This is a genomic window from Streptomyces sp. SYSU D01066-1, from assembly GCF_054956795.1.
Genome location: NZ_JBUDHV010000033.1, coordinates 34700 through 58893 on the forward strand (window position 1 = coordinate 34700; position 24194 = coordinate 58893).

Sequence of the window (24194 nt, forward strand, 5' to 3'; positions counted from 1 at the left end):
AGGGCACCGCAGTTGAGCACCGTACGAGGCAAGAAGATTCTGGTCACCGGGGGAGCGGGCACCATAGGCTCCCATCTGGTCGACCTCCTGGCACAGGGCGGCGCCCGCGAGATCGTGGTCCTGGACAACTTCGTCCGGGGCCGGCGGGCCAATCTCGCCCAGGCCCTGACCAGCGGCGTCGTGGAGATCGTCGAGGGCGACGTCCGGGACGTCGCCACCGTGCGCAAGGCCACCGGGGGCGCCGACCTGGTGTTCCACCTCGCGGCCATCCGCATCACCCAGTGCGCGGAAGAACCCCGGCTGGCCAACGAGGTCCTGGTCGACGGCACCTTCAACGTCCTGGAGGCGGCGGCCGAGGCCGGCGTCTCCAGGATCGTCGCCTCTTCCTCGGCCTCCGTCTACGGCATGGCCGAGACCTTCCCCACCACCGAACGCCACCACCCCTACAACAACGACACCTTCTACGGCGCCGCCAAGGCCTTCAACGAGGGCATGCTGCGCAGCTTCCACGCCATGTACGGCCTGGACTACGTGGCGCTGCGCTACTTCAACGTCTACGGCCCCCGGATGGACATCCACGGCCTCTACACCGAGGTCCTCATCCGCTGGATGGAACGGATCGAGGCGGGCGAGCCGCCGCTGATCCTCGGCGACGGCACCCAGACCATGGACTTCGTCGACGTCCGCGACATCGCCAGGGCCAACCTCCTGGCCGCCGAGTCGGACGTCACCGACGAGGTCTTCAACATCGCCAGCGGCACCGAGACCTCCCTGAAGGAGCTGGCCGAGGGCCTGCTGGAGGCGATGGGCGTCCAGGGCCTCACGCCGGTGCACGGGCCCGCCCGCTCGGTGAACGGCGTCGAACGGCGCCTCGCGGACACCTCCCGGGCCGCCGAGCGGCTCGGCTTCACCGCCGGGATCGACCTGCGCACCGGGCTGCGTGACCTGGTCCAGTGGTGGCGCGCCGAGCGGGAGGCGGCCCGGTGAGCGGCACCGACCGCATCCCGGTGATGATCCCCTGGCTCGGCGAGGAGGAGGCCCGGGCCGCCTCCGAGGCCGTCCTGTCCGGCTGGGTCGCCCAGGGACCCAGGGTCGCGGCCTTCGAGCGGGCCTTCGCCGAGCGGGTGGGCGCCGAGCACGCCGTCGCGGTCAGCTCCTGCACCACCGCCCTGCACCTGTCCCTCGTCGTCCTCGGCATCGGACCGGGCGACGAGGTGGTGGTGCCCTCGCTGTCCTTCATCGCCACCGCCAACGCCGTGCGGTACACGGGCGCTCAGCCCGTGTTCGCCGACGTCGGCCTCGCCACCGGCAACCTCACCCCGGCCACCGTGGACGCGGTCCGCACCCCCCGTACGAAAGCGGTCCTCGCGGTCCACCAGGGCGGCGTACCGGCCGACGTAACCGCCCTGCGCGCCGCCTGCGCCGACTGGGACCTGCCCCTGGTGGAGGACGCGGCCTGCGCCATCGGCTCCACCGTCGGCGGCAAGCCCGTCGGCCACGGCGCGCTGCTCGCCGCCTGGTCCTTCCACCCCCGCAAGCTGGTCACCACCGGCGAGGGCGGCATGGTCACCACCGACGACGCCGAGTGGGCGGCCCGGCTGCGCCGGCTGCGCGAGCACGGCATGAACGCCTCGGCGGCCCAGCGCCACGCGAGCGGCCGGCCCGTACTGGAGAGCTACCTGGAGGTCGGCTTCAACTACCGGATGACCGACATCCAGGCCGCGGTCGGCCTCGTCCAGCTCGGCCGGCTCGACGCGATGATCGCCCGCCGCCGCGAACTGGCCGCACGCTACGAGCGGCTGCTGCGAGACGTCCCCGGCCTGACCCCCGTACGCGACCCCGGGCACGGGCAGGGCAACTTCCAGTCCTACTGGGTGCTCCTCGACGAGGACTTCCCCGGCGGCCGGGACGGCCTGCTCGGCGCGCTCGCCGACGCCGGCGTCTCGGCCCGGCGCGGCATCATGGCCGCCCACCTCGAACCCGCCTACGCCGGCCACCCGGCCGCCCCCCTGCCGGTCACCGAACGGATCAGCCGCGACTCGCTGATCCTGCCGCTGTTCCACACCATGACCGAGGCCCAGCAGGACCGGGTCGTGGCGGTACTGCGCGAACGGGCGCCGGCATGACCACCCCACTGGTGATCGTCGGCGCGGGGGGATTCGCCCGGGAGACCGCCCAGGCGGCGCTGGCCGCGGGCGAGTTCGAGCTGCTCGGACACCTCGACGACGACCCGGCCCTGCACGGCACCCAGACGGACGGCGTGCCCGTCCTCGGCGGCTGCGACCTCGTCCACGGCCTGCCCGGGGCCCGCGTGGTGATCTGCGTGGGCAACCCCCGCGACTACGCGGCCCGCGCCCGCCTGGTCCGCCGCCTCGGCCTGCCCGAGGAGCGCTACGCGACCGTCGTCCATCCGACGGCGGCCCTCTGCGCCACCTCGACGGTCGGGCCTGGCTCGGTCCTGCTCGCGCACTGCGCGCTGACCGCCGCCGTGCGGGTGGGCGCGCACGTCGCGGTGATGCCGCAGGTGGTGCTCACCCACGACGACGTGGTCGAGGACTTCGCCACGCTCGCCTCCGGCGTGCGGCTCGGCGGCGGCGTACGCCTGGCGAGGGGCGCCTACGTGGGATCCGGCGCCCTGGTCAGGGAAGGCACGACGGTCGGCGCCTGGTCGCTGATCGGCATGGGGAGCGGCGTGCTCGGCGACGTGCCGCCGGGCGAGGTCTGGGCGGGGAGCCCGGCCCGGCGGCTGCGCGCCGCACCGGCGCCCGCGCTCGCCGAAGCCGCACTCGACACACGGACCGAGCACGCACAGGGGGGACCTGTCAGATGAACCGGATACCGCTGGTGGACCTCAAGGCGGCCCACGAGGAGGTCGCCGACGAGGTACGGGCCGGGTTCGACCGCGTCCTGGCGCACACCGCGTTCGTCGGCGGCGAGGAGGTCCGCCTCTTCGAGCGCGAGTACGCCGGCTTCGGCGGCGTCGCGCACTGCGTGGGCGTCGCCAACGGCACCGACGCCCTCGAACTGGCCCTGCGCGCCGTCGGCGTGGGCCTGGGCGACGAGGTCGTGGTGCCCGCCAACACCTTCATCGCCACGGCCGGCGCGGTGGCCCGCGCAGGCGCCCGCCCGGTCCTCGCGGACTGCCTGCCCGACAGCCACCTGATCGACCCCGAGGCGGCGCTCGCGGCGGTCGGCCCGGCCACCCGCGCGGTCGTCCCGGTCCACCTGTACGGGCAGATGGCCGACGTCACCGCGCTGGCGGACCGGCTGCCCGCGCACGTCCGGATCGTCGAGGACGCCGCGCAGTGCCAGGGCGCGGCCCGCGACGGCCGCACCCCGGGCAGCGGCCACACCGCCGCCACCAGCTTCTACCCGGGCAAGAACCTGGGCGCCTACGGCGACGCGGGCGCCGTCCTCACCGACGACGCCCGGACCGCCGGCCTGGTGCGGGCCATCGCCAACCACGGCGGCGTCGCCAAGTACCGCCACGACGTGCCCGGCTTCAACAGCCGCCTCGACGGTCTCCAGGCCGTCGTCCTGCGCGCCAAACTGGCCCGCCTCGCCGACGGCAACGCCGCCCGCCGCGCCGCCGCCGCCCGCTACGACACCCTGCTCGCCGGTCTCGCGGCGGCCGGCCGGGTCGTCCTCCCCGTGACGGAACCCGGCAACACCCACGTATGGCACCTCTACGTCGTCCAGATCACCGGCGCCGACCGCGACGACGTCGTCGGCAAGCTGAACGCCGAGGGCATCGGCGCCGGGGTGCACTACCCCGCCCCGGTCCACCTCACCCCCGCCTACCGCCACCTCGGCCACGCCCGCGGCGACTTCCCGAACGCCGAGCGGGCGGCGGACCGGATCCTGTCCCTGCCGCTCTACCCGCAGATCACCCCCGACCAGCAGCAACGTGTCGTGGACGGGCTCGCCCACGCGCTCGACGGCTGACGCGGCACGGCTGAGAGGTGCACATGAACAGATGGAGCAGACGGGTCCGGTGCGTCCGCCTCGCCGTCGTGGCGGCGTTGGTCTGGGCGGTGCTCCCGCAGGCCGGGGCGGCGCAGGCGGCCGTCGACCCGTGCGGCGCGGACTCGAACCCGGTCGTGTGCGAGAACTCCAAGGCGGGCACCCCGAAGTCCGAGTGGTTCTCGCCCAACGCCTACGGCGACATCAAGGGCTTCTCCACCGAGGAGAGCGTGCGGGCCGGTGACACCGTCCAGTTCAAGATCCAGTCGCCGGTCCCGTACCAGGTGCAGATCTACCGCCTGGGCTGGTACGGCGGCGACGGCGCCCGGCTGGTCTCGGCCGAGGCCGAGGCGTCGGTGACGTACCCGGCCACCTACACGACCGAGCCCGCCGGCTGCGAGACCAAGAAGGAGACCGGCCTGGTCGACTGCGGCAACTGGCCGGTGACCGTGACCTGGACCGTGCCCGACGACGCCGTCTCCGGCCTGTACATCGCCAACCTCGCGCAGACCGACGGCGACGGCCTGATGCCGTACCCGTTCGTCGTCCGCGACGACGGCTCCACCTCCGACATCGTCGTGCAGACCAGCGACCAGACCTGGCAGGCGTACAACGACTACGGCGGCCAGGACCTCTACGGCGGTGCCGGACCCGCGCCCGACGGCCGGGCCTACGAGGTCAGCTACAACCGGCCGCTGGACATCGGCGGCGACAACGGCATCTACGGCTCCGAGTTCATGATGCTGGCCTGGCTGGAACGCAACGGCTACGACGTCAGCTACCTGTCCGGGGTGGACGTGTCCGTCGACGGCGACACCCTGCTGAGGAAGCACCGGGTGTACCTGTCCTCCGGCCACGACGAGTACTGGACGCAGAGCCAGTACACCAACGTCCTCGACGCCCGCAAGGCCGGCGTCCAGCAGGCCTTCTTCAGCGGCAACGAGGTGTTCTGGCAGACCCGGCTCGCCCCGAGCATCGACGGCACCGCCACCGACGACCGCACCCTGGTCTGCTACAAGATGACCAAGATGGCCCAGAACAACGGCATCGCCGACCCCAGCGGCACCTGGACCGGCACCTGGATGGACCCGGCCAGCACCCGCTACGGCCAGGACTACCAGCCGCCCAACATCCTCACCGGCTCCATGTTCACGGTGAACGGCTACCGGGCCGACGCCATCACCGTCCCCGGCTCGTACGGCAAGAACCGCATCTGGCGCAACACCTCGGTGGCCGGCCTCACCGCGAGCCAGACCGCCACCTTCCCCACCGGCACCCTCGGCTACGAGTGGGACAGCGACATCGACAACAGCACCCGGCCCGCCGGGGCGATCGACCTGTCGTCGACGACCGTGGACATCGACGACGGCAAGCTCCGCCTGGACTGGGGCAACACGTACGGCAACGGCACGGCCACCCACAGCCTCGTCGCGTTCCGCGACCAGGACTCCGGGGCCCTGGTGTTCGGGGCCGGGACGGTGCAGTGGTCGTGGGGGCTGACCGACGTCCCCACGTACAACCCCGAGGACACCGTGGTCACCGAGGACGCCCGGATGCAGCAGGCGACCGTGAACGTCCTCGCCGACATGGGAGTGCAGCCGCTGACTCTCCAGAGCGGCCTGGTCACCGCCACGGCCTCCACCGACACCACCGGCCCGGCCGTCACCGTGACCGCCCCCGTCGCCGGAACCACCGTCCCGGCGCTGAAGCCGGTCACCGTCAAGGGCACCGCCACCGACCCCGGCGGCGGCGTGGTGGCCCGCGTGGAGATCTCCACCGACGACGGGGCGACCTGGCGGGCCGCCACCGGACTGACGTCCTGGACCTACAGCTGGACCCCGACCACGCCGGGACCCGCGATCCTCAAGGTCCGCGCCGTCGACGACAGCGTCAACATCGGCACCGTCACCACCATCCCGGTGACCGTCGGCCCCCAGACCTGCCCCTGCACCGTCTGGCCGGCCTCGGCCGTGCCCGGCACCGTCAACGCGGGCGACGGCAGCGCGGTCGAGCTGGGTGTGAAGTTCCGCACCACCGCGGCCGGTTCGGTCACCGCCGTCCGCTTCTACAAGTCGCCCGCCAACACCGGCACCCACACCGGCAGCCTGTGGACCGCCTCCGGCACCCGCCTGGCCACCGGCACCTTCAGCAACGAGACGGCCTCCGGCTGGCAGCAGCTCAACTTCGCCACCCCGGTCGCCGTCAAGGCCAACACCACCTACGTGGCCTCCTACTTCGCACCCCACGGCGGATACTCCTACGACGCCGGCTACTTCACCGGCCAGGACGCCGGCCTGGCCCCGCTGACCGCCCTGAAGTCCGGCACCGACGGCGGCAACGGCGTCTACCGGTACACCTCCGCCAGCGCCTTCCCGTCCACCCGGTCCGACGGCAGCAACTACTGGGTCGACGTGGTGCTGGACACCTCGACGGCCACCACCGTCCCGCCCACCGTCACCTCCACCTCCCCGACCTCCGGGGCGGCCGACGCCTCGATCACCGCCTCGGTGTCGGCCGTGCTCAGCGCGTCCGTCGACCCCGACGAGGTGACGTTCACCGTGCGGGACCCGAGCGGCGCCGCGGTCCCGGGGACGGTGACCGTGCCCGCCGCGGACAAGGTGACCTTCACCCCGTCGAGCCAGCTCTCCCTGCACACCACCTACACCGCCTCCGTACAGGCCTCCGACGTCTGGGGCAACACGATGCCGGAGCCGGTGACCTGGTCGTTCACCACCAGCTCCACCCCGCCCCCGGTCACCTGCCCCTGCACCCTGTGGGGCCCCTCGGCGACGCCGGCCGTCACCGACATGACCTCCGACACCAACTCCGTGGAGCTGGGCACCCGGTTCACCTCCTCGGCCGACGGCTGGATCACCGGCGTCACCTTCTACAAGGGCGCCGGCAACACGGGCACCCACACCGGCAGCCTCTGGTCCGACGACGGCACGCTGCTCGCCGCCGGCACCTTCACGGGCGAGACGGCCTCCGGCTGGCAGACCCTGGCCTTCGCCACCCCGGTGAAGGTCACCGCCGGCACCGCGTACGTCGCCTCCTACCACGCGCCGAACGGCCGGTACGCGGTGGACGGCGGCTACTTCGCCGCCGCCCACCAGTCCTATCCGCTGACCGCCACCGCCGACACCACGGCCCACCCCAACGGGCTCTACAAGTACGGCTCCGACCCGGTCTTCCCCACCGCCTCCCACGGCTCCGCCAACTACTGGGTGGGCCCCGTCTTCACCGCCGACGACCCGAACGCCTCGATGGCGGCGGAGGGCTCCGCCGAGCCGACCACGTCCACCGTGACGTACACCGCCGACGCGGTGGACCCGCTCACGGTGACCGTGCCCGACCACGCGCGGCCGTCGTCCGTCCGGGCCACCCTGGAGGTCCTGTCCGGCGCCGACGACGAGGCCGCCGCCGAACAGCTCGGCGTCCGGCCCGTCACCCACTACGACCGGGCCGCCGGCAGGGCGTCCGTCCACCTGACCGCACCCCTGCCGGACGGCACCCGGTTCCGGATCACGGTCACGGCCGTGGACGCGGACCGGCGGGCGGTCGCCTCCCAAAGCTGGACCCTGACCGCCGACTCCGTCCGCCGCCCGAAGAACTGATTGGCTTCCCCACGATGAGCAGCGTCAGTGTTGTCATTCCCTGCTACAAGTACGGCCACTTCCTCGCCGACTGCGTGAGCAGCGTCCTCGACGAGCAGGACGGCGTCGACGTCCGGGTGCTCATCATCGACGACGCCTCGCCCGACGACTCGGCCGAGACCGCGCGGAAACTGGCCGCCGCCGACCCGCGGATCGAGGTCCGGGTCCACGAGACCAACAAGGGGCACATCGCCACCTACAACGAGGGCCTCCTGGAGTGGGCCGACGGCGACTACGTGGCCCTGCTGTCGGCCGACGACCGGCTGGTGCCGGGCGCCCTGGTCCGCGCCGCGGCCCTGCTCGACGCCCACCCGGAGGCCGGGTTCGCCTACGGGCGACCCCTGCGCTTTCGGCACGGCGGGCCGCTGCCGAAGGCCCGCACCCGCGGCACCGGTTCGGTCGTCTACCCCGGGCGGTGGTGGCTGGAGCGCCGGTTCCGCGAGGGCACCGGCTGCATCACCTCACCCGAGGTCGTCGTCCGCACCAGCCTCCAGCGCACGGTCGGCGGCTACGACCCGGCCCTGCCGCACGCCGGTGACATCGAGATGTGGATGCGGCTCGCCGCCCACGCCGACGTCGGCTACGTACGCGGCGCCGACCAGGCCTTCTACCGGGTCCACGGCGACAACATGTCCACCACCGACTTCGGCGGGCAGCTCGACGACCTGCGCCAGCGGCTGGCCGCCTTCGACTCGGTGCTCGCCAAGTGCGGCGACCGGCTGCCGCACGCCGACCGCCTCGCCGAGCAGGTGCACACCCGGCTCGCCCGCTTCGCCCTGCGCCGCGCCTACCGGGCCTACGACCGGGGGCGCACCGGGGTCGTACCGGTCGACGAGTGCGTGGCCTTCGCCGAGCGGTGCCTGCCGGGCTACCGGGCGCTGCCCGAGTACCGCGCGCTGCGGCTGCGCCGGCGGATCGGCCCGGCCGTGATGCCCTACCTCCAGCCGCTGGTGTGGTCGGCCGTGGCCGAACGCGGCCGGGAGCGGCTGTGGTGGGAGTCGTGGAAGCGGCGCGGAATCTGATGGGGCGCCAGTTCCGCCCGGCGCGCGTCTCAGCGGGCCGCGGCCACCGGAGCGGCGTGCGGGCGGCGACCGTGCGCGGCGTGCGGCCGGCGGCCCGCCGGCAGGCGGTCCAGCCACAGCGCGCCGAGCACCCCGCCGGCCGTGCCCAGCAGGGCCGTGCCCGCCAGGGCGCGGACCCGGTCGCCCTGGACCGGGGCGGCGCTCGGGGAGGTCAGCACGGACGGGGTGATCCGCGCCCCGGCCGGCACGCCCTGCGCGGTCTGGAGCCGTTCGACATGGGCGGCGTACACCTCGATGACACGGCGCACCGTCGTCACCGCGGTCTCCCGGTCCGACGCCCGCGACTGCACCTGCAGGGACGGGATCAGGTACTGGGGCATCGCGCTGGTGCCGCTGTTGCGCGGCACCAGCTGGTAGCTGCCCCGGACGCCCGCCGCCCGCAACTCGTCCTTCCCGGACCCGGAGCGCAGCTGCCGCACGACCGCGTAGGAGACCGCGGCGAGCGGCGGCTGGAGATTGGTGAGCTGGTTGGGCTGGTTCCGGGTCACCGGCGGCTTGAGGACGACCACCGCGGACCCCGTGTACCGGGGGTCGGGGCGGATCACCTGGTAGGCCCCGGCGGCCGTCAGCAGCAGCGCCACCACCACGACATACCAGCGGCGCAGCAGCGCGTCGGCGACGTTCCCAGGCGACATCACGCGTTCCTTCCGTCCCTCCCGATACTGGCAGGGCGCGCCGGGCGACGCCACCGGATCGAGGGGGTCGGTAGGTGAGCCTCGGCGAGATATGGGCCGTTCTGCGCAGGCGGTGGTACTTCATGGTGCCGCTCACCCTGCTCAGCCTGCTCGGCGGCACCTACCTGTACGCGACCGTCCCCGTCTCCTACCAGTCGCAGAGCTCGGTCGCGCTCCTCGACTCCTCGGCCGTGGCCCGGCTGGCCCCCGCCTTCGGCAACCCCATCTCGAACGCGGGCGGTTCACTCATCGTCACGGCCGACGTCCTGATCCGGACCCTGGAATCCGGTGATGCCGCCAAGGAGTTGTACAGCCGGGGCGTCACCGACCCCTACACGGCCGGGTTCGCCCCGGGCAGCGAGAGCCCGCTGCTCCAGCTCGGCGTCACCGGAACCGACCGCGAGAAGGTCCTGGAGGAGACCGACACCCTGACCGCCTTCGCCGGTGAGCAGCTCACCGCCCTCCAGGAGGCCGCCGAGGTCCCGCCCGCCTACCTGGTGGAGACCGCGCCCGTCGTCCTCCCGCAGACCCCGGTGGCGCAGTCGAAGAGCCGCTACCAGAGCGTCGCGGCCGTGGTCATCCTCGGTGTCGTCAGCGCGTTCCTGCTGTCGATCCTGATGGAAGGCGTCGCGGTGGTGCGCCGCCGCCGCCCGCCGGCCGGCCCGCTACCGCACCGGTCGCGGACGCCGGAGCGGGTCCGGGCGGGACCGCCCGGCCGCCGGGTCGACGCCACCGCGATCCTCACCGTCTACCTGGTGCTGGCCTTCTTCGTCCCGTCCAACCTGGCCCTGCCCGCCCTCGGCGGCGTCGGCACCCCCGCCAACGTCTTCGCCCTGCTCGGGCTGTTGTGGTACCTCGCGACCTGGCTGGGCGGCCGGATCCTGCCCGCGCCGGGCACCCGGCCCGTACGGATCGTGATGTGCCTGCTGGGCCTGTCCGTCCTCGCCGCCTACCTCGCCAACAGTCTGCGCGGCAGCTCCCACCAGGAGGTCCTGGGAGCCGACCGCGGCCTCATCGGCTTCCTGGTGTGGGTCTCCCTGGTCGTCCTGGTCTCCGCGGGAGTGCGGGACCGCGGCCGGCTCGACACACTGATGCGCCGCATGGTCGTCATGGGGTCCGTGGTCGCCGCGATCGGCTTCTACGACTTCTTCGCCGCCACCAACATCGCCGACTCCATCCACATCCCCGGCCTGCGGACCAGCGTCGCCCAGGTCTCCGTCATGGACCGCGGCTCCTTCACCCGGCCCCGGTCCACCACCGCCCAGCCGCTGGAGTTCGGCGGCATGCTGGCGATCCTCCTGCCCTTCGCGATCCAGCAGGCCCTCGACCCGGTCCGCCGCCACCTGCCCGCCCTGCGCCGCTGGGGGCCGGTGCTGCTCATCGGCGGCGCGCTGCCCCTGACGGTGTCGCGGACCTCCGTCCTCGGCCTGCTGCTGGTCGCCCTCGTGATGGTGCCCCGCTGGCAGCCGGCCCGCCGCTGGGCCGCCATCGGGATCATGGCGGCCTCCGTCGCCGTCTTCAAGGTGCTCGTGCCCGGACTGATCGGCACCATCACGGAGCTGTTCGCCTCCTTCCTGTCCAACTCCGACAGCAGCACCCAGGCCCGGACCGTCAAGTACAGCGCGATCATGCCCTACCTGAGGGAACACCCGCTGTTCGGCCGGGGGTTCGGCACCTTCACCCCGGACCTGTACTTCTTCACCGACAACCAGTACATGCTGACCGCCGCCGAGACGGGACTGCTCGGGGTCGTCGCCCTGTCCGCGCTGTTCCTCACCGGCATCCACCACGGAGGCGCCGTGCGGCGGCTGGCCCGCACCGACGGCGACCGCGAACTGGGGCAGGCGTTCTTCGCCTCGGCGCTGGTCGCCCTCGTCATCAGCGCCACCTTCGACTCGCTCAGCTTCCCGATGTTCGCCGGCGTCTTCTTCCTGACCCTGGGGGCGGGAAGCAGCTACCTGGGGTTCGTCCGGCGCGAGGCGGCCGGTGCCGCCGGCCCCGGGCCCCGCAGGCCCGCAGAGACCGCAGAGACCGCAGAGACCGAGCTTCCCCGACCCGCGGAGTCCCGATGAGCACCGTCGCCGTCATCGTCGTCACCTGGAACAGCGCCCCGGTGCTCCCCGGGTTCCTCGCCGCGCTGGAGGACGGCATGGCCGGACTCGACTGGCGGCTGGTCGTCGCCGACAACGACTCCGCCGACGACACCGTCGAGGTCCTGCGGGCCTTGGCCCCCGCCGCCACCGTCGTGCGGACCGGCCGCAACGCCGGGTACGCCGCCGGCATCAACGCGGCCGTGGCCGCCGCCGGTGACTTCGGCGCCGCCCTCGTCTGCAACCCGGACGTGCGGATGCGGCAGGGCTGCGCGAAACGGCTCGTGGACCGCCTCGGGAACGGCACCGGGATCGCCGTCCCGCTGCTGTACGAGGAGGGCCGGGACACGCCCCACCACTCGCTGCGCCGCGAGTCCAGCGTGACCCGGGCCCTCGGCGAGGCCCTCATCGGCAACCGCAGGGCCGGGCGGTTCCCGGCGCTGAGCGAGATCGTCACCGACCCGGCCGCCTACCGCCGGCCCACCCGCGCCGACTGGGCCACCGGCGCGCTGATGGCCGTGTCGGCCCAGTGCCGGGCCGCCTGCGGCGCGTGGGACGAGTCGTTCTTCCTCTACTCGGAGGAGACCGAGTACTGCCTGCGCGCCCGGGACCTGGGATACGCCACGCGGCTGGAGCCGACCGCCGAGGCGGTGCACCTGGGCGGTGACTCCCGGGTGTCGCCCCGGCTGTGGACCCTGCTCACCCTCAACCGGGTACGGCTGTACGGGCGGCGCAACGGGCCCCTCGCCACGGCCTGCTTCCGGGCCGCCGTGTTCCTGCGCGAGGTGTCCCGGGCCGCCCTCGGCCGCGAGGCCAGCCGCGCCGCCGCCGCGGCCCTGCTGCGGCCGGGCGCGCTGAAGGCCACGCCCAGGCCGTGACGCTCATCCGGACCACGTCGTGTAGAAACTGTCCGGGTTCACCAGGTACCGCACGGTGGGGTGGGGCACGTGGCGCACCCGGTGTTTCCGGCCGTACCGGTGGATCAGCTCCCAGTCCTCCCGCGGCAGCACCCGCGGGGTCCGGCGCAGCCGGCTGAAGTGCAGGGAGCCGTCGCGCCGGGCGACGAACGCGTTGGTGTCCAGGAAGGACTCCCGGGCCGCCCGGCGCCGGTCGAACGGCACGGACAGCACGTCCCGTTCGGTGCCGTCCGGCAGGACGCGGCGCAGCGCCGTGTACACGCCGTCGGGCCCGCCGGGCGCCTCCAGGGCGGCCAGCGCCCGCTCCAGGTGGTCGGGCTCCCACAGGTTGTCGTCGTCCAGGAACGCCACGTACCGCGAGCGCGTCAGCCGGATGCCCACGTTGCGCACCACCCCGGCCACCCCGGTGTTGCGGGACAGCGACACGGCGAACAGCCGGGGGTCGGCGGGCAGCTTTGGGAGCCCGGCGCCGTCGTCGACCACGACGACGACCTGGTCCCGCACGGTCTGCGCCAGCGCCGAACGGACCGCCGCCCGCAGCTGCCCGGGCCGGCGGTGGGTGGCGATGACGGTCGCCACCAGGGCGGCGGGCGGGGGAGTGAGGACCGCCGCCAGCCGACGGGTCTCGGCGTTCTCCAGCCGGCGCAGGCGCAGCGCGGAGGGCAGCAGCAGGACCTTGTTGCGCAGCTCGAACAGGACGATCCAGCCGAAGGCGTGCTTGAGCAGCTCCCAGGGGAGGCGGACGACACGTCGCATGATCCTCTTCCTCAGCCGGCCGGCTCGGGGACGACCGGGGTGCCGTCGGAGAACCGGTTCCCGCGCCAGACGTTGCCCGCGCCGCCCGCGTTCCAGGCGGTGACCGGCCCGTAGAAGCCGCTGTTCGGGTGGTAGCGGGTGGAGAAGACGTTGTCGGTGACCGTGATGCCGGTGGCGCCCTCGCCGCCCCCGTACAGGGCGTACGCCCCGCCCGCCAGCAGGTTGCCGTCGATCACCGTGTCGGAGACCCGGCCGGTGTCGGCGAACAGGCCCACGGCGGCCGACGCCCCGCGGTCCACGGGTGCGGGGTTGAGCAGGGTGTTGTGCCGGATCACCAGCTCGCCGTCGTTGCCGCCGCCGCTGATGACCGCGTCGAGATGCTGCCATTCGCCGCCGTTGTTGCGGAAGGGGACGAGACCGTGGACGTAGGTGTCGTGGATGTGCCCCTGCCCCATGGACAGGGCGTTGCCGAAGACGGAGATGTCGCACCAGCCGACCTCGATGGAGCTGGTGCCCATGTTGGACACGGCGTAGTTGACCCCGCCGTTGTCGGGGCCCTCGCCGGGGACCGCGGTGATGGTGCTGTGCAGGATGCGCAGCCCGTGGTGGCCGGGGCGCAGGTTGACGCCCCACCAGTTGGCGGAGGTGATCCGGGAGTCGACGATGGTGACGTCGTCGGCGTAGATGTCGAGCGAACCGGTGATGTCCTGCCCCCTGATGACCGCCCCGTCGGTCCGCACGCTCAGGTCGCCCGTGGACTTCGGCGTGAGCCGGACGCGGGGTCCGGTGCTGCGCGCGTTCGGGAACGCCGCCTCCACGGGCGCCGCCGAGGTGGCGGGCGGGCGGACCGGTGGCGAGGGACTGTTCGTGGCCGCCGGCGGGGAGCCGGTCGCCGAGGGGGCCGCCGAGGTGGTGGGCGGCGCGGTGGAGGAAGGGGCACGGGCGGGGGGCGGGGAACCGGTACCGGCCGGTCCGCTCGCCGCGGGGCCGTCCGTCCGCGCGGGGTCCGCGGAGCAGGCGGCGGTCAGCAGCAGAGCCAGGCAGGCCGTCAGCCGGCGGCGCCTCGTCATACGGTCTCCGGGGTTCGGGAGCCGAGCAGGAAGCGCCGGCCGGGCAGCAGGCACACCACGTAGCAGGCCAGTGCGCTGGTGCCGATGACGAACAGGGCGAGGGTGCCGTCGCCGAGCAGCCGCCGCTCGACGAGGACCACCAGGGTCATCACCGCCCCCGCGAACAACGGCCAGGCACAGGCCCGGCCGACGGCGGCGGGACCGATCCCGGCACGGCCGAGGGCGCACAGGAACACGGGGACGATGACCCCGGCGGCGACCAGGACGTGCCCCTGCGCGACACCGACGATGCCGTCCAGCCGCGCACCCGCGACAAGGACGGGAACGAGCGCGGCCACCCACAGGCCCTGCACCAGGATGAGGGAACGGCGCTGTCCGGCGGCGACCAGACAGTCGTAGGCGAGTTCGCAGCCGATGCGGACCAGGCCCAGGGCCATCAGCCACGGCAGCGCGGCGGCGGCCGGGACCCAGGTGCTGCCGTACACCAGCTCGACGACGGGCGCGGCGAGGCCGCCGAGCAGCACGCACAGCGGCACGGTGCCGGTCACCAGGACGCCCAGCGCCCGGCTGAAGCCGTCGGCGAGGGCCCCCGGGGAGCCGGCGAGCCGGGAGAAGCCGGCGAAGGAGACCCGCCGGGCCGCCTCGGAGATGACCCGGACCGGCCACCCGGACATGTTGAACGCCAGGACGTAGAAACCGAGCGAGACCCCGCCGAGCGTGGAGCCGACGACCAGGGTGTCCACGTTGACGACGGCCAGGGCGAGCAGACTGGCACCGGCCAGCGGCAGCCCGAACCCCAGCAGGGCGCGGGCCTGTCCGGGGTCCCAGCCGAACCGCAGTGTGCCGGGCGCGGCCACGGCGCAGCCGACGAGAGCGGCGACGTTGCCCGCCACCGCGCCGCACGCGAAACTCATCGCCCCCCAGCCCGCGAAGGCCAGCAGCAGGGTCACCCCGGTGCTCAGGACGAAGTTCAGCGCGTCGATGACCATGCGCTTGCCCTGGGCGAACTCCCGCGTCAGGAAGTTGGCCGGCACCTGCGCCACCCCGTCGATCACCAGGCACAGGCACATCACCCGCAGCACACCGGTGGCGTCCGGCGAGTCCAGCAGTCCGGCGACCGCCGGCGCCGTGACGAACAGGCCCGCGTAGAGCAGCGCGCTGGAGGCGGTGGCCAGGGTGAGCACGGTCGGCGCGAAGCGGCGCGGGTCGCCCTCCCAGCGGACGACGGCCAGGCTGACGCCGAGCTCGTTCGCGGAGAGCAGGACCAGCAGGACCGTCTGGGCGATGCCGTAGACGCCCCACTCCGCCGGGCCGAGCGCGAAGCGCGCCAGCACGATGCCGGTGGCGAAGTTGCCCAGGCGCATGACCATGGTGTTGGCCAGGCTCCAGCCCGCCGCGGAACGCACCTTCCGGCTGAGGGAGCCGGTGCCGGCGGCGTCCGCGCCGGGGGAGTGCCCGGCGGGGGTGGCCGCGGCTGGGGTGTCCGCGGCGGGGGCGTGCGGGTCGGGGGCGTGCGGGTCGGCCGTGTCCACGGCGGGGGTGCCGCTCGGGTCAGCGGCGGTCCCGCTGTCCGGTGGGCGAACGCTGTCCATGGGTCGGCTCCTCGTCGAGCGGCTCGGCGGCGGGCGTCACGGCCGCGCGCCCCGCCTTCGGCTCCGCCGGGTTCCGGCGGCCGGTGGCCCGGGACCAGGCGGGCGGACGTCTCAGGGCGATGGTCCGGTCCACGGCCGGCTCACCGGTCCCGCGGGCGCTGTCCGGCTCCGGGACGCTGTCCGGTTCGGGGGCGCTGTCGGGTTCGGGGGTGCTGTCGGGAGTGGGCGCGGGTGCGTGGTCCGGTGCGGGTGCGCCGTCCGGCCGCCGCGGCGCGCGCGGCCGGCGGCGCGCTTCGGTCCAGAACACGGCGACCAGGCTCAGCACCAGGCCCAGCGCCCCGGCCATGACCAGGTACTGCAGCCGCGTCCTGGTCTGCGCCACCGGCTGCTGCGGGGCCACGACCGTGGTCATCCGGATCATGGCCTCCGGGTCGACCGACTGCTGCCGCTGGAACTCCTCCAGCCGCTCCTTCGCGTACGCCGTCAGCAGCTTGTCGGAGGCCAGGACGGCCTTCTCGTCCGTGCCCGTGACGGTCAGCCACATCAGCGGCCCCTGGGCGTTGTCGGCCAGCTTGGCCTCGAACGTGCCGGTGGCGCCACGGGACTCCAGCTCCCGCACCGAACTGTCGGAGTTGAGGTTGCGGGCCAGGCCGTCGGCCATACCGGTGAGCGAGGCCTGTGTGCTCAGGAACGGATTGCCGTCGTAAGCGACCGTGGCCTTCTGGGAGTTGAGGAGCACCACCGTGCTCTGCGACTGGTACGTCACCGGGACCAGCAGGGCCACGGCGGCCAGCAGCACGGCGGTCGACAACAGTCCGGGCAGCAGGACGTACCAGCGCCTGCGCATGACCCGGAAGATCTCCGCGAGATCCATGGTGGTACCCCCTGGCGCCCCGGCGTTCGACGAGCATGTGTGGCAAGCGGATCATATGGGGAACGCCGGTCTCATCGGCCCCGGTTGGGCGGTGGGCTCCGGTTGGTCGGCGGACCCCGGCCGGTCGGTGGGCCGTGGCCGGGTGCGCGCGGTGCCGCCGCTCAGCAGCACCTCGGCGATACGGTCGCTCGCCCGGCCGTCCCACAGCGCGGGCCGGCGTGGCGCGGGAGGGGCGTCCAGCACCCCGTGCACGGTGCTCACGACACGTGCCGGGTCCCGCCCGGCGAGCACGTTGGTGCCCTCCTCGACGGTGACGGGCCGCTCGGTGTTGTCCCGCAGCGTCACGCACGGCACGCCCAGGGCGGTGGTCTCCTCCTGCACCCCGCCCGAGTCGGTCAGCACCACCCGGGCGGCGTCCTGGAGCGCGATGAAGTCCAGGTAGCCGGCGGGCGGCACGAGCCGGACGCCCTCCGGTACCCCCAGTTCGCTCAGCCGGCCGGCCGCGCGCGGATGCGCCGGCAGCACCAGCGGGCACCGGCCGGCGATCTCACCCAGCGCCTTCAGCAGGCCGGCGAGCACCTCCGGGTCGTCCACGTTGGCGGGCCGGTGCAGCGTGACCAGGCCGTACCCGCCCCTGGTCAGCCCGAACCGGTCGAGGACGTCCGAGGCCCGGGCCCGCTCCAGGTTGGCCAGCAGCGTGTCGATCATGACGTTGCCGACCAGGTGGATCTGGTCCTCCCGGTACCCCTCGGCGCGCAGGTTGCCGACCGCGTCGGGGGAGGGGGCCAGCAGATAGTCGCTGACCCGGTCGGTGGCGACCCGGTTGACCTCCTCCGGCATGCTCCAGTCCCGGCTGCGCAGTCCGGCCTCGACGTGCGCCAGCAGCGGGCCGGCCTTCGCGGTGACCAGGGCGCAGGCCAGCGTGGAGTTGATGTCGCCGACCACGACGACGAGGTCCGGGGACACCTCGTCGAGCAGCGGCTCGAACGCGGTCATCACCCGGCCGGTCTGCTCGGCGTGGCTGCCGGAGCCGACGCCGAGGAAGCGGTCCGGCGGGCGGATGCCGAGGTCGGTGAAGAACACGTCGTTCATGGCCGGGTCGTAGTGCTGGCCGGTGTGGACGAGGAGTACCTCGGCGCCCCGGCGCTCCAGCGCGTCCATCACCGGTTTGATCTTCATGTAGTTGGGGCGTGCCCCGGCGACACAGATGATGCGCGGCATTGCCTCAGAGCACCTCGATCGTGGGTCCGGACGGCAGCCGTCGGCGGCAGTCGAGGACGAAGGGGGCGTGTTCGGCGACGAGTTCGTAGTCGAAGGAGTCGTGGTCGGTGAGCAGGACCACCACGTCGGCGGCCTTGAGCTCCTCCGGTTCGAGGTCGACCCGCACCAGCCGGGAGTCCACCGGCAGGCTCTCCACGACATGCGGGTCCGCCGCCCTGACCTGCGCCCCCATGTCGAGGAGCAGCTGGGAGATGCGCAGCGCGGGCGACTCGCGGGCGTCACCGGTGTTCTTCTTGTAGGCGAGCCCGAGCAGCAGGACGCGGGAACCGTTGACGGACCGGCGTCTGGTGTTGAACAGGTCGGTGATCCGCCGTGTCACGTACTCGGGCATGTGGTTGTTGACGTCGTTGGCCAGCTCCACGAAGCGGAAGCTCTGGCCGAGTTCGCGCTGCACCCGCCAGGACAGGTACGACGGGTCGATCGGCAGGCAGTGTCCGCCGACACCCGGCCCGGGCGTGAACCTCATGAACCCGAAGGGCTTGCTGGAGGCGGCGTCGATGGCCTGCCAGACGTCGATGTCCAGGTGGTGGGCGAACATGGCGATCTCGTTGACCAGCGCGATGTTCACGTGCCGGAAGGTGTTCTCCAGGAGCTTGGCCAGTTCCGCTTCCTTGGGCGACCCCACCGGCACGGTGGTGTCGACGAGCCGGCCGTAGAAGTCCTGGACCGCCTCCAGCGATGCCTCGTCGACGCCGGAGACGACCTTCGGGGTCTCCTTGAAGCCCCACACCGCGTTGCCGGGGTCGATCCGCTCCGGGCTGTAGCCGAGCCGGAAATCGCGGCCCGCGGTGAGCCCCGACCCCTCCTCCAGGAGCGGCCCGAACAGCTCCTGGGTGGTGCCGGGATAGGTGGTCGACTCCAGGACGACCGTGGCCCCGGGACGCAGATAGCGGGCGAGGGTGACCGCCGACTCCCTGATGTAGCGCAGGTCGGGAGTGCCCTCGTGGAGCGGGGTCGGCACGGTCACGACGGCGACGTCGAAACCGCCGCAGTCCCGCGCCGACTCGCTCGGGCGGTAGGTGCCGTCGTCCAGGGCCGCGCGCACCCGCTCGGAGGAGACGTCCTCCACGAAGGACTCGCCGGAGGCGAGGCTCTTGATCCGCCGGGTGTCGACGTCGTAGCCGATCACCTCGTGTCCGACCTCGGCGGCCCGGATGGCCAGCGGCAGGCCGACGTATCCCTGTCCGACCACGACGACACGCATCAGTGACTCCTGTTCGCGGGAGCGGTCGACGGGGTGAGCCGGAAGCGCTCGCGGACCGTCATGAGGACGAAGGCGGTGTTGGTGGTGAGGTAGCGCCGGCCCAGGCGGCGCGGTTCCTGCAGGGCCCGGTAGAGCCACTCCAGTCCCCGGCGCTGCCAGGACTGGGGGGCCCGCCGGGTGATCCCGGCCAGGATGTCGAAGGAGCCGCCGACCCCGTGCACGACCCGGGCGCCCGTACGTACGCCGTGGGCGGCGGTGAAGATCTCCTTCTTTGGTGAGGTCATGCCAAGGAAAAGCATGTGGGCGCCGCTCTCGGCGATGGATTTCGCGATCGCCTCCTGCTCGGAGTCGTCGAAATAACCGTTCCGGTGGCCCGCCACCTTCAGTCCCGGGAACCGGACGGCGACCCGGCGCAGCATCTCCTGGAGCACCTCCTGCCGGGCGCCGAGGAAGTACACCGGGATGCCGGCCTTCTCCGCCTCCGCCAGCAGTCTCAGGAACAGGTCGATCCCGGCCACCCGCTCCGGCAGCGGGGCGCGCAGCACCCGCGCGGCCCAGACCACGGCCTGTCCGTCGGCGAGGACCAGGTCGCAGCCGGTCACCGCCTCGGCGAGCCGCGGGTCGCGCCGCATGTTGACCAGCTTCGCGGCGTTGACCACGCCGATCTCCAGCCGTCGGCCCTCGCGCACCGCGGCGAGGCAGCGCTCGACCGTCTGGTCCATGGTCAGCGGGTCCAGCTCGATCCCGAACAGCGACCTCCGCCCGCTCATATCCGGCCCCCCTGCCAGGCGTAGAGCATCCAGCCGAACTCGTACGGCCGGCATTCGCGGTCCACGGACAGCGGGCGGTACACCCGGTCCAGCACCTTCAGCCGCAGCCCCGCGGCGGCCCGCGTGGACAGTCCGCGCACCGCCCGCACGGCCTTCCTCGGGTCACCCCGGTGGACCTTGCGCCAGGTCACGCCCAGTTCGTCGAGAATCAACGGCTCCTGGGCGGAGGGGTGTCCGGCCAGTTCCGGTACGTCCGTCATCCAGCGCAGCCCTTTGCGGACGGCCGCGCCGAAGTCGCCGCCCCCGGCCTCGGTGAGGTCGAACAGCGCGGTCGGCGCCATCGCGTGCTGGTGGACGCTGTAGACCGGATAGCCCTCCACGACACCGCCGGTGCGCGCGTCGTAGTGCCACCACCACTGACCGCCCTCGCCCTGGAGCTCGCAGACACGGGCCGCACACGCCTGGGCCGCGGCCAGCGCCTCGGGATCGCCGGGGCCACTGGCGTGGGCGCGGGCCAGCGCCTGGAGCGGGTACGTCTGGTCGGCGAAACAGCTCACGTGCGCCCGGTACCAGGGGAGCAGGCCGGGGCCGGTGGCGTGCGGGAAGAGCGGGCCGCCGCCGGTTCGGGAGCGCAGCAGACGGTCGCGGGCCGCGCGGAGGTGCTCCTCCACATCGGCCGCGTCACGGGCCGCCGCCAGCGCGGACAGCACCCAGGCCGCCTCGACGGTGTACTGCGGCCGGCGGTGGTCGTCCAGCGCCGTCACCCGGGCCAGGGCGTCGGACAGCTTGGGGTGCCCGGTCTCGGCGGCGGCCCAGGCGATGAGCGCGGCGTCGCCGAGGTTGGTCACCGACGGCAGTGACTCCACCAGCAGGCCGGTGAACTCCTGGGCGGTGCGGCCCGCGAGCACCGTCCGCTGGCGTTCCTCGGGCAGGCGGTGGACGCCGAGCGCGGTGATGGCCGCGTACCGTCTGCTGGTCCCGCGCTGCTCCAGGTGCCAGGAACCGTCGGGTGCCCGCGTCCCGGCCAGGGTGAAGGCGAAGGCCTCCTTGCCCGGCAGCAGCATCGCGGGCAGGCCCGACTCCGCCAGGGCCAGCAGCCGTCGCGCGAGCGGCAGCAGCGACGGTTCGTCACGACCGAGCGCCGCCAGACGTGAAATGGTCATCTTTCGGACACACCAACCCCCCTGTGGGTCCTGTGTTCAGCAGACTGTGCCCGTCGGGCCGTGACCGGCCGGACGGTGGAAAGGCAGACGTCAGACGCCGGTTCGACAAGCGCTCCCGGCTTTGGACACAGGTGTCCCCATCACCCCGTAACCCCCCTGGACACGACTGGCTCGTGTGCTCATCGTGCTTGGTCTGCACACTTCGTGCACATGTTATGCCGGTAGGTGTTCGAGAAAACACACTTTGCGAGAAACAGCTGGAAACAACCGGGAGCGCCGCCGCCGGACCGACGGGCACGCCGCCGGCGAGTGCCGCGGGCTCGTGGACCGGCGCGTGGTTCTGGAGCCTCACGTTGTCGCCGATCCGCACCCCGGGCCGACGGGTACCGGAGCCGCCGGACGGCACGGGCGCCTTCGTGCGGGGCGCCCTGCTCACGCCGGACCGGTCGGCGGAGGGATCCCGCGCACACCCGCGGCCGCGGCGCCGGCCGCCGGAGCCGCGTCGCGGACACGGGGAACTTGTGCAGCTTTGTGGTCGGCGGTATGGAACCCGGACGAAGTCGCCCATTTCGCCGTTCCTCGGCCGTCGACTCCGTGATAGCACGGGGGGATCGAGTCGAAAGGGCTTACGACCTCATGGGTATCTTCAGCCGTCGCCAGAGCGCGACCGCCGAGCCGGCCTCACCTGTCGACTTCCACGCGCCGGTGGAGGAGGCCATGCCCGCCGGTGCGGCGCTCGACCCCAGGCTGCGCGCGCTGACCGGTGAGTGGACCATCGACCGTCCGCACAGCCGCATCGGGTTCTCCGTGCGGCACGCGATGGTGACGACGGTCCGGGGCTCCTTCGCCGACTACGACAGCGAGCTGTACTTCGACGGAGCCCGGCCCTCCCGGTCGCGGGCGCACCTCGTCATCAAGGTGGCCAGCGTCGACACGGGCGTGGAGCAGCGCGACGCCCACCTCGTCGGCGCGGACTTCTTCGACGCGAGCCGCTACCCGGAGATGGTGTTCCGCAGTACGGACACCGTCCACGAGGGCGGGGAGAGCTTCCGTATGACGGGCGACCTGACCATCCGCGGCGTCACCCGGTCCGTCGACCTCCAGCTCGACTACCTCGGCTCGGTCATGGACCCCTTCGGCTACGAGCGCGCCGGTTTCGACGGCACCACCACGATCGACCGCACCGAGTGGGGGCTGGTCTACAACCAGCGCCTCGAAGCGGGCGGGGCGATGGTCAGCGAGAAGATCCGGCTGCAGTTCGACATCTCCGCCATCCGGGCGTGACGGGGTGACGCCGGGACGAGGGTGACGCCGGGACGGGGACGACGCCGGGACGGGGACGACGCCGGGACCCGCTCCGTCGGCGCTGCCGCCCGGTGCCGCCGTCACTCGCCCGACACCTCCCGCGCCTTGGCGTCGGAGCCGTCCGCCGCGTCCGCCGGCACGCGCGGGCGCTCGGGGCCGGAGGCGTCCGGCGGTGACGCGGGCCGGTCCCGTTCCGGGGCGGAGATCAGCCGCTCGGCCGTGCCCGCGGGGGCCTTGCCCTCGGCGGGCGTCTCCGGGATCTGACGGCGTTGCTCCTCCATCGCCACCGCCTCCGAGCCACTCGCCCCGCTCCCCGTCACCGCTCCCTCCGTCTCCTCCGTCCGAGCCCCAGCCGTCGCCGCCGGGTTCGTCGTCCGGGCGCCTCCTGCCGAGGTCGCCGTACCGGGGCGGCCCCACGCGTCGTCGTCGGCGGTGGGCTCGCCCCGATGCACCGGACGCCCCCGTCCGCGCGGAACCGCGGGGAACCGCGCCGGGACCGTCGTGTCCCCGAGGCCGAAGGGAACGGCGGAGAACTGCGCCATGACGGCGTCCAGCGGGCCGCCGCTCGCGTAGCGCACGGGGGAGCGAGCGGCAGCGCACCGTGCCCGGTCCGTGTGCGGGCCTGCGCGGCAGACGGGGCAGCAGGGCGACGGGCCGGTCCTCGCACAGCGGCCGCCGGCCTGTCCCGTTCTCCCGTCGCAGCACCCGCTGCCGCCCCGGGATCCGCACCTCCACCAGGCTCCTGGACCCGCGCCACCGCTTCTCCAGGCCCAGGCCGGCGACCGGGCCGGTGACCGTCGGGTGCAGGCCCTTCGACGTTTCCGGAGCGTCCGGGCGGAAGCCGTGCGGGGTCCGCGGCCGCAGGAGGGGTGCCCGCGGTCCCCATACGTCCATGCGGCGCCGGCAGGGGAAGGGCGACGGCGCGCGGGCCCCGGAGCCGGGCGGAGCCCTACCCCAGCCACTTCCGCAGCAGTGCCTCCCGCTCCGTCGGCCGGGGTGATCCGCCTTCCCGGGTGCGGCCCCACTCCGACATGGCCGTCAGGGTGGTGGCCACCGTCGCGGAGCCCTCCGTGAGGCGGGCCAGGAGGGCGCGGGAGAGGTCGGTCTCCGCCTGGGAGTAGCCGGCGGCCGCGGCCACGTAGGCCGCCAGCTCGTGGCCGCCGTCGGCTGTCTCCACGTTCACCGTCATCAGCGCCGGGGCCTCGTCCGCCCCGCCCGAGCCCGGGTCCACGAAGTTCAGCACCGTGGTCACTGCCATGTCGGTGACCGCGCCGACCCGCCGCATCACGGTCTTCACGGGCACGTCCGTCACCGTCAGACTCCGCACGTCCTCCCACGGGTGGAGACCGGCCTGTCCGTCCCCGAGGGCCACGACGCCCTCGGGGGACAGGCGTACCCCGGGAGCCAGGCCGGACGGCTTCGCGCCCACGTACACATCGCCCTCGGCGATCCAGAACAGGCCCACCATGGCCATGGGTTGCTCACTTCCCCCGACGACGGCACAGCCGTCAAGTCCCGGTACGATCAAGTCGCTCTCCGCAACGCGTGAAGCCGTCCGGGAGTTCCCGCCCGCGCCGAGACGCACATCCGCGGGCGGCGACGGGGTGGCGGAGCCCCGGCGGACGCGGCCCGTCGTCGAGGACGCCCGCGCCGTCCTGGACGCGGCCACCCTGCTGCCCGGCCTCGGTTCCGCCCTCTCCCGAGTCGTGGCCGTGCCCCCGGCGTCCGGGTGGTGGGGAACGCCGGGGGGCACCGCGGGCGCCGTGAAGGACGCGTCCGCTGGCCGGCTGTCCGACGCCC

The 24194-nt window shown here is 73.4% G+C and carries 20 protein-coding genes; 9 read left to right on the forward strand and 11 right to left on the reverse strand.

Annotated features, from left to right (window positions below; all coding sequences use genetic code 11):
- Positions 1-12: 12 nt before the first annotated feature.
- From ACY1JF_RS24950 to ACY1JF_RS24975, 6 genes are read left to right on the forward strand one after another with little or no spacing between them, the layout of a single operon-like run.
- On the forward strand, positions 13-987 hold the full coding sequence (locus tag ACY1JF_RS24950) for an NAD-dependent epimerase/dehydratase family protein (protein WP_462707477.1): 975 nt from the start codon (positions 13-15) through the stop codon (positions 985-987).
- Entirely contained in the window at positions 984-2126 is a 1143-nt protein-coding gene (locus ACY1JF_RS24955; protein ID WP_462707478.1) for a DegT/DnrJ/EryC1/StrS family aminotransferase, read from the forward strand. The genes ACY1JF_RS24950 and ACY1JF_RS24955 overlap by 4 nt, the downstream gene beginning before the upstream one ends.
- The gene (locus ACY1JF_RS24960) at positions 2123-2830 is read left to right on the forward strand and encodes a NeuD/PglB/VioB family sugar acetyltransferase (protein WP_462707479.1); all 708 of its coding nucleotides are present in this window, start codon (positions 2123-2125) and stop codon (positions 2828-2830) included. Before ACY1JF_RS24955 ends, ACY1JF_RS24960 begins: the two co-directional genes overlap by 4 nt.
- The gene (locus ACY1JF_RS24965) at positions 2827-3945 is read left to right on the forward strand and encodes a DegT/DnrJ/EryC1/StrS family aminotransferase (protein WP_462707480.1); all 1119 of its coding nucleotides are present in this window, start codon (positions 2827-2829) and stop codon (positions 3943-3945) included. Before ACY1JF_RS24960 ends, ACY1JF_RS24965 begins: the two co-directional genes overlap by 4 nt.
- A 23-nt stretch (positions 3946-3968) precedes the next feature.
- Positions 3969-7577: a DUF4082 domain-containing protein gene (locus ACY1JF_RS24970; RefSeq protein WP_462707481.1), complete on the forward strand. Its 3609-nt coding sequence runs from the start codon at positions 3969-3971 to the stop codon at positions 7575-7577.
- Between the two features lie 14 nt (positions 7578-7591).
- Entirely contained in the window at positions 7592-8638 is a 1047-nt protein-coding gene (locus ACY1JF_RS24975) for a glycosyltransferase family 2 protein (RefSeq protein ID WP_462707482.1), read from the forward strand.
- Between the two features lie 29 nt (positions 8639-8667).
- On the opposite strand, the gene ACY1JF_RS24980 is transcribed toward ACY1JF_RS24975, so the two are convergent.
- Entirely contained in the window at positions 8668-9333 is a 666-nt protein-coding gene (locus ACY1JF_RS24980) for a YveK family protein (RefSeq protein ID WP_462707483.1), read from the reverse strand.
- Positions 9334-9407: 74 nt separating this feature from the next.
- On the opposite strand from ACY1JF_RS24980, the gene ACY1JF_RS24985 reads away from it, so the two are divergent.
- Together ACY1JF_RS24985 and ACY1JF_RS24990 are read left to right on the forward strand one after the other, a co-directional pair.
- Entirely contained in the window at positions 9408-11444 is a 2037-nt protein-coding gene (locus ACY1JF_RS24985; protein ID WP_462707484.1) for an O-antigen ligase family protein, read from the forward strand.
- Positions 11441-12340 carry a glycosyltransferase family 2 protein gene (locus tag ACY1JF_RS24990; protein ID WP_462707485.1) on the forward strand — a complete coding sequence of 300 codons (900 nt, stop codon included), beginning with the start codon at positions 11441-11443 and terminating at the stop codon, positions 12338-12340. The genes ACY1JF_RS24985 and ACY1JF_RS24990 overlap by 4 nt, the downstream gene beginning before the upstream one ends.
- A 3-nt stretch (positions 12341-12343) precedes the next feature.
- Here ACY1JF_RS24990 and ACY1JF_RS24995 read toward each other — a convergent pair whose 3' ends face one another.
- From ACY1JF_RS24995 to ACY1JF_RS25030, 8 genes are read right to left on the reverse strand one after another with little or no spacing between them, the layout of a single operon-like run.
- Positions 12344-13135 (reverse strand): glycosyltransferase family 2 protein, encoded by a 792-nt coding sequence (locus ACY1JF_RS24995; RefSeq protein ID WP_462707486.1) that lies wholly within the window; start codon positions 13133-13135, stop codon positions 12344-12346.
- Positions 13136-13146: 11 nt separating this feature from the next.
- Positions 13147-14205, reverse strand: a complete 1059-nt coding sequence (locus tag ACY1JF_RS25000; RefSeq protein WP_462707487.1) for a hypothetical protein — start codon at positions 14203-14205, stop codon at positions 13147-13149.
- Positions 14202-15797, reverse strand: a complete 1596-nt coding sequence (locus ACY1JF_RS25005; protein WP_462707488.1) for an oligosaccharide flippase family protein — start codon at positions 15795-15797, stop codon at positions 14202-14204. Before ACY1JF_RS25005 ends, ACY1JF_RS25000 begins: the two co-directional genes overlap by 4 nt.
- Positions 15757-16671, reverse strand: a complete 915-nt coding sequence (locus ACY1JF_RS25010) for a YveK family protein (RefSeq protein WP_462707489.1) — start codon at positions 16669-16671, stop codon at positions 15757-15759. Before ACY1JF_RS25010 ends, ACY1JF_RS25005 begins: the two co-directional genes overlap by 41 nt.
- A 51-nt stretch (positions 16672-16722) precedes the next feature.
- On the reverse strand, positions 16723-17892 hold the full coding sequence (wecB, locus tag ACY1JF_RS25015) for a non-hydrolyzing UDP-N-acetylglucosamine 2-epimerase (RefSeq protein ID WP_462707490.1): 1170 nt from the start codon (positions 17890-17892) through the stop codon (positions 16723-16725).
- A 4-nt stretch (positions 17893-17896) separates the two neighbouring features.
- Positions 17897-19156 carry a nucleotide sugar dehydrogenase gene (locus tag ACY1JF_RS25020; protein WP_462707491.1) on the reverse strand — a complete coding sequence of 420 codons (1260 nt, stop codon included), beginning with the start codon at positions 19154-19156 and terminating at the stop codon, positions 17897-17899.
- Positions 19156-19926, reverse strand: coding sequence for a WecB/TagA/CpsF family glycosyltransferase (locus ACY1JF_RS25025; protein ID WP_462707492.1), 771 nt, complete (start codon positions 19924-19926; stop codon positions 19156-19158). The genes ACY1JF_RS25020 and ACY1JF_RS25025 overlap by 1 nt, the downstream gene beginning before the upstream one ends.
- Positions 19923-21089: a hypothetical protein gene (locus tag ACY1JF_RS25030; protein ID WP_462707493.1), complete on the reverse strand. Its 1167-nt coding sequence runs from the start codon at positions 21087-21089 to the stop codon at positions 19923-19925. Before ACY1JF_RS25030 ends, ACY1JF_RS25025 begins: the two co-directional genes overlap by 4 nt.
- 636 nt (positions 21090-21725) lie before the next feature.
- On the opposite strand from ACY1JF_RS25030, the gene ACY1JF_RS25035 reads away from it, so the two are divergent.
- The gene (locus ACY1JF_RS25035) at positions 21726-22373 is read left to right on the forward strand and encodes a YceI family protein (protein ID WP_462707494.1); all 648 of its coding nucleotides are present in this window, start codon (positions 21726-21728) and stop codon (positions 22371-22373) included.
- Positions 22374-22474: 101 nt separating this feature from the next.
- Here ACY1JF_RS25035 and ACY1JF_RS25040 read toward each other — a convergent pair whose 3' ends face one another.
- Both ACY1JF_RS25040 and ACY1JF_RS25045 read right to left on the reverse strand, forming a co-directional pair.
- A complete protein-coding gene (locus ACY1JF_RS25040) occupies positions 22475-22675 on the reverse strand; it encodes a hypothetical protein (protein WP_462707495.1) in 201 nt (66 codons plus the stop codon).
- 668 nt (positions 22676-23343) lie between these two features.
- Positions 23344-23868, reverse strand: a complete 525-nt coding sequence (locus ACY1JF_RS25045) for a hypothetical protein (RefSeq protein WP_462707496.1) — start codon at positions 23866-23868, stop codon at positions 23344-23346.
- Positions 23869-24194: the final 326 nt, after the last annotated feature.

What these genes read in the sequence shown, in the direction of transcription:
- ACY1JF_RS25000 (WP_462707487.1), bottom strand. Translation starts at nt 14,205, where the DNA reads ATGACGAGGCGCCGCCGGCTGACGGCCTGCCTGGCTCTGCTGCTGACC.
- ACY1JF_RS25030 (WP_462707493.1), bottom strand. Translation starts at nt 21,089, where the DNA reads ATGACCATTTCACGTCTGGCGGCGCTCGGTCGTGACGAACCGTCGCTG.
- ACY1JF_RS24995 (WP_462707486.1), bottom strand. Translation starts at nt 13,135, where the DNA reads ATGCGACGTGTCGTCCGCCTCCCCTGGGAGCTGCTCAAGCACGCCTTC.
- ACY1JF_RS25035 (WP_462707494.1), top strand. Translation starts at nt 21,726, where the DNA reads ATGGGTATCTTCAGCCGTCGCCAGAGCGCGACCGCCGAGCCGGCCTCA.
- ACY1JF_RS24965 (WP_462707480.1), top strand. Translation starts at nt 2,827, where the DNA reads ATGAACCGGATACCGCTGGTGGACCTCAAGGCGGCCCACGAGGAGGTC.
- ACY1JF_RS25040 (WP_462707495.1), bottom strand. Translation starts at nt 22,675, where the DNA reads ATGGAGGAGCAACGCCGTCAGATCCCGGAGACGCCCGCCGAGGGCAAG.
- ACY1JF_RS25025 (WP_462707492.1), bottom strand. Translation starts at nt 19,926, where the DNA reads ATGAGCGGGCGGAGGTCGCTGTTCGGGATCGAGCTGGACCCGCTGACC.
- ACY1JF_RS24960 (WP_462707479.1), top strand. Translation starts at nt 2,123, where the DNA reads ATGACCACCCCACTGGTGATCGTCGGCGCGGGGGGATTCGCCCGGGAG.
- ACY1JF_RS24970 (WP_462707481.1), top strand. Translation starts at nt 3,969, where the DNA reads ATGAACAGATGGAGCAGACGGGTCCGGTGCGTCCGCCTCGCCGTCGTG.
- ACY1JF_RS24975 (WP_462707482.1), top strand. Translation starts at nt 7,592, where the DNA reads ATGAGCAGCGTCAGTGTTGTCATTCCCTGCTACAAGTACGGCCACTTC.
- ACY1JF_RS24990 (WP_462707485.1), top strand. Translation starts at nt 11,441, where the DNA reads ATGAGCACCGTCGCCGTCATCGTCGTCACCTGGAACAGCGCCCCGGTG.
- wecB (WP_462707490.1), bottom strand. Translation starts at nt 17,892, where the DNA reads ATGCCGCGCATCATCTGTGTCGCCGGGGCACGCCCCAACTACATGAAG.
- ACY1JF_RS25045 (WP_462707496.1), bottom strand. Translation starts at nt 23,868, where the DNA reads ATGGCCATGGTGGGCCTGTTCTGGATCGCCGAGGGCGATGTGTACGTG.
- ACY1JF_RS24980 (WP_462707483.1), bottom strand. Translation starts at nt 9,333, where the DNA reads ATGTCGCCTGGGAACGTCGCCGACGCGCTGCTGCGCCGCTGGTATGTC.
- ACY1JF_RS25010 (WP_462707489.1), bottom strand. Translation starts at nt 16,671, where the DNA reads ATGGATCTCGCGGAGATCTTCCGGGTCATGCGCAGGCGCTGGTACGTC.
- ACY1JF_RS25020 (WP_462707491.1), bottom strand. Translation starts at nt 19,156, where the DNA reads ATGCGTGTCGTCGTGGTCGGACAGGGATACGTCGGCCTGCCGCTGGCC.
- ACY1JF_RS25005 (WP_462707488.1), bottom strand. Translation starts at nt 15,797, where the DNA reads ATGGACAGCGTTCGCCCACCGGACAGCGGGACCGCCGCTGACCCGAGC.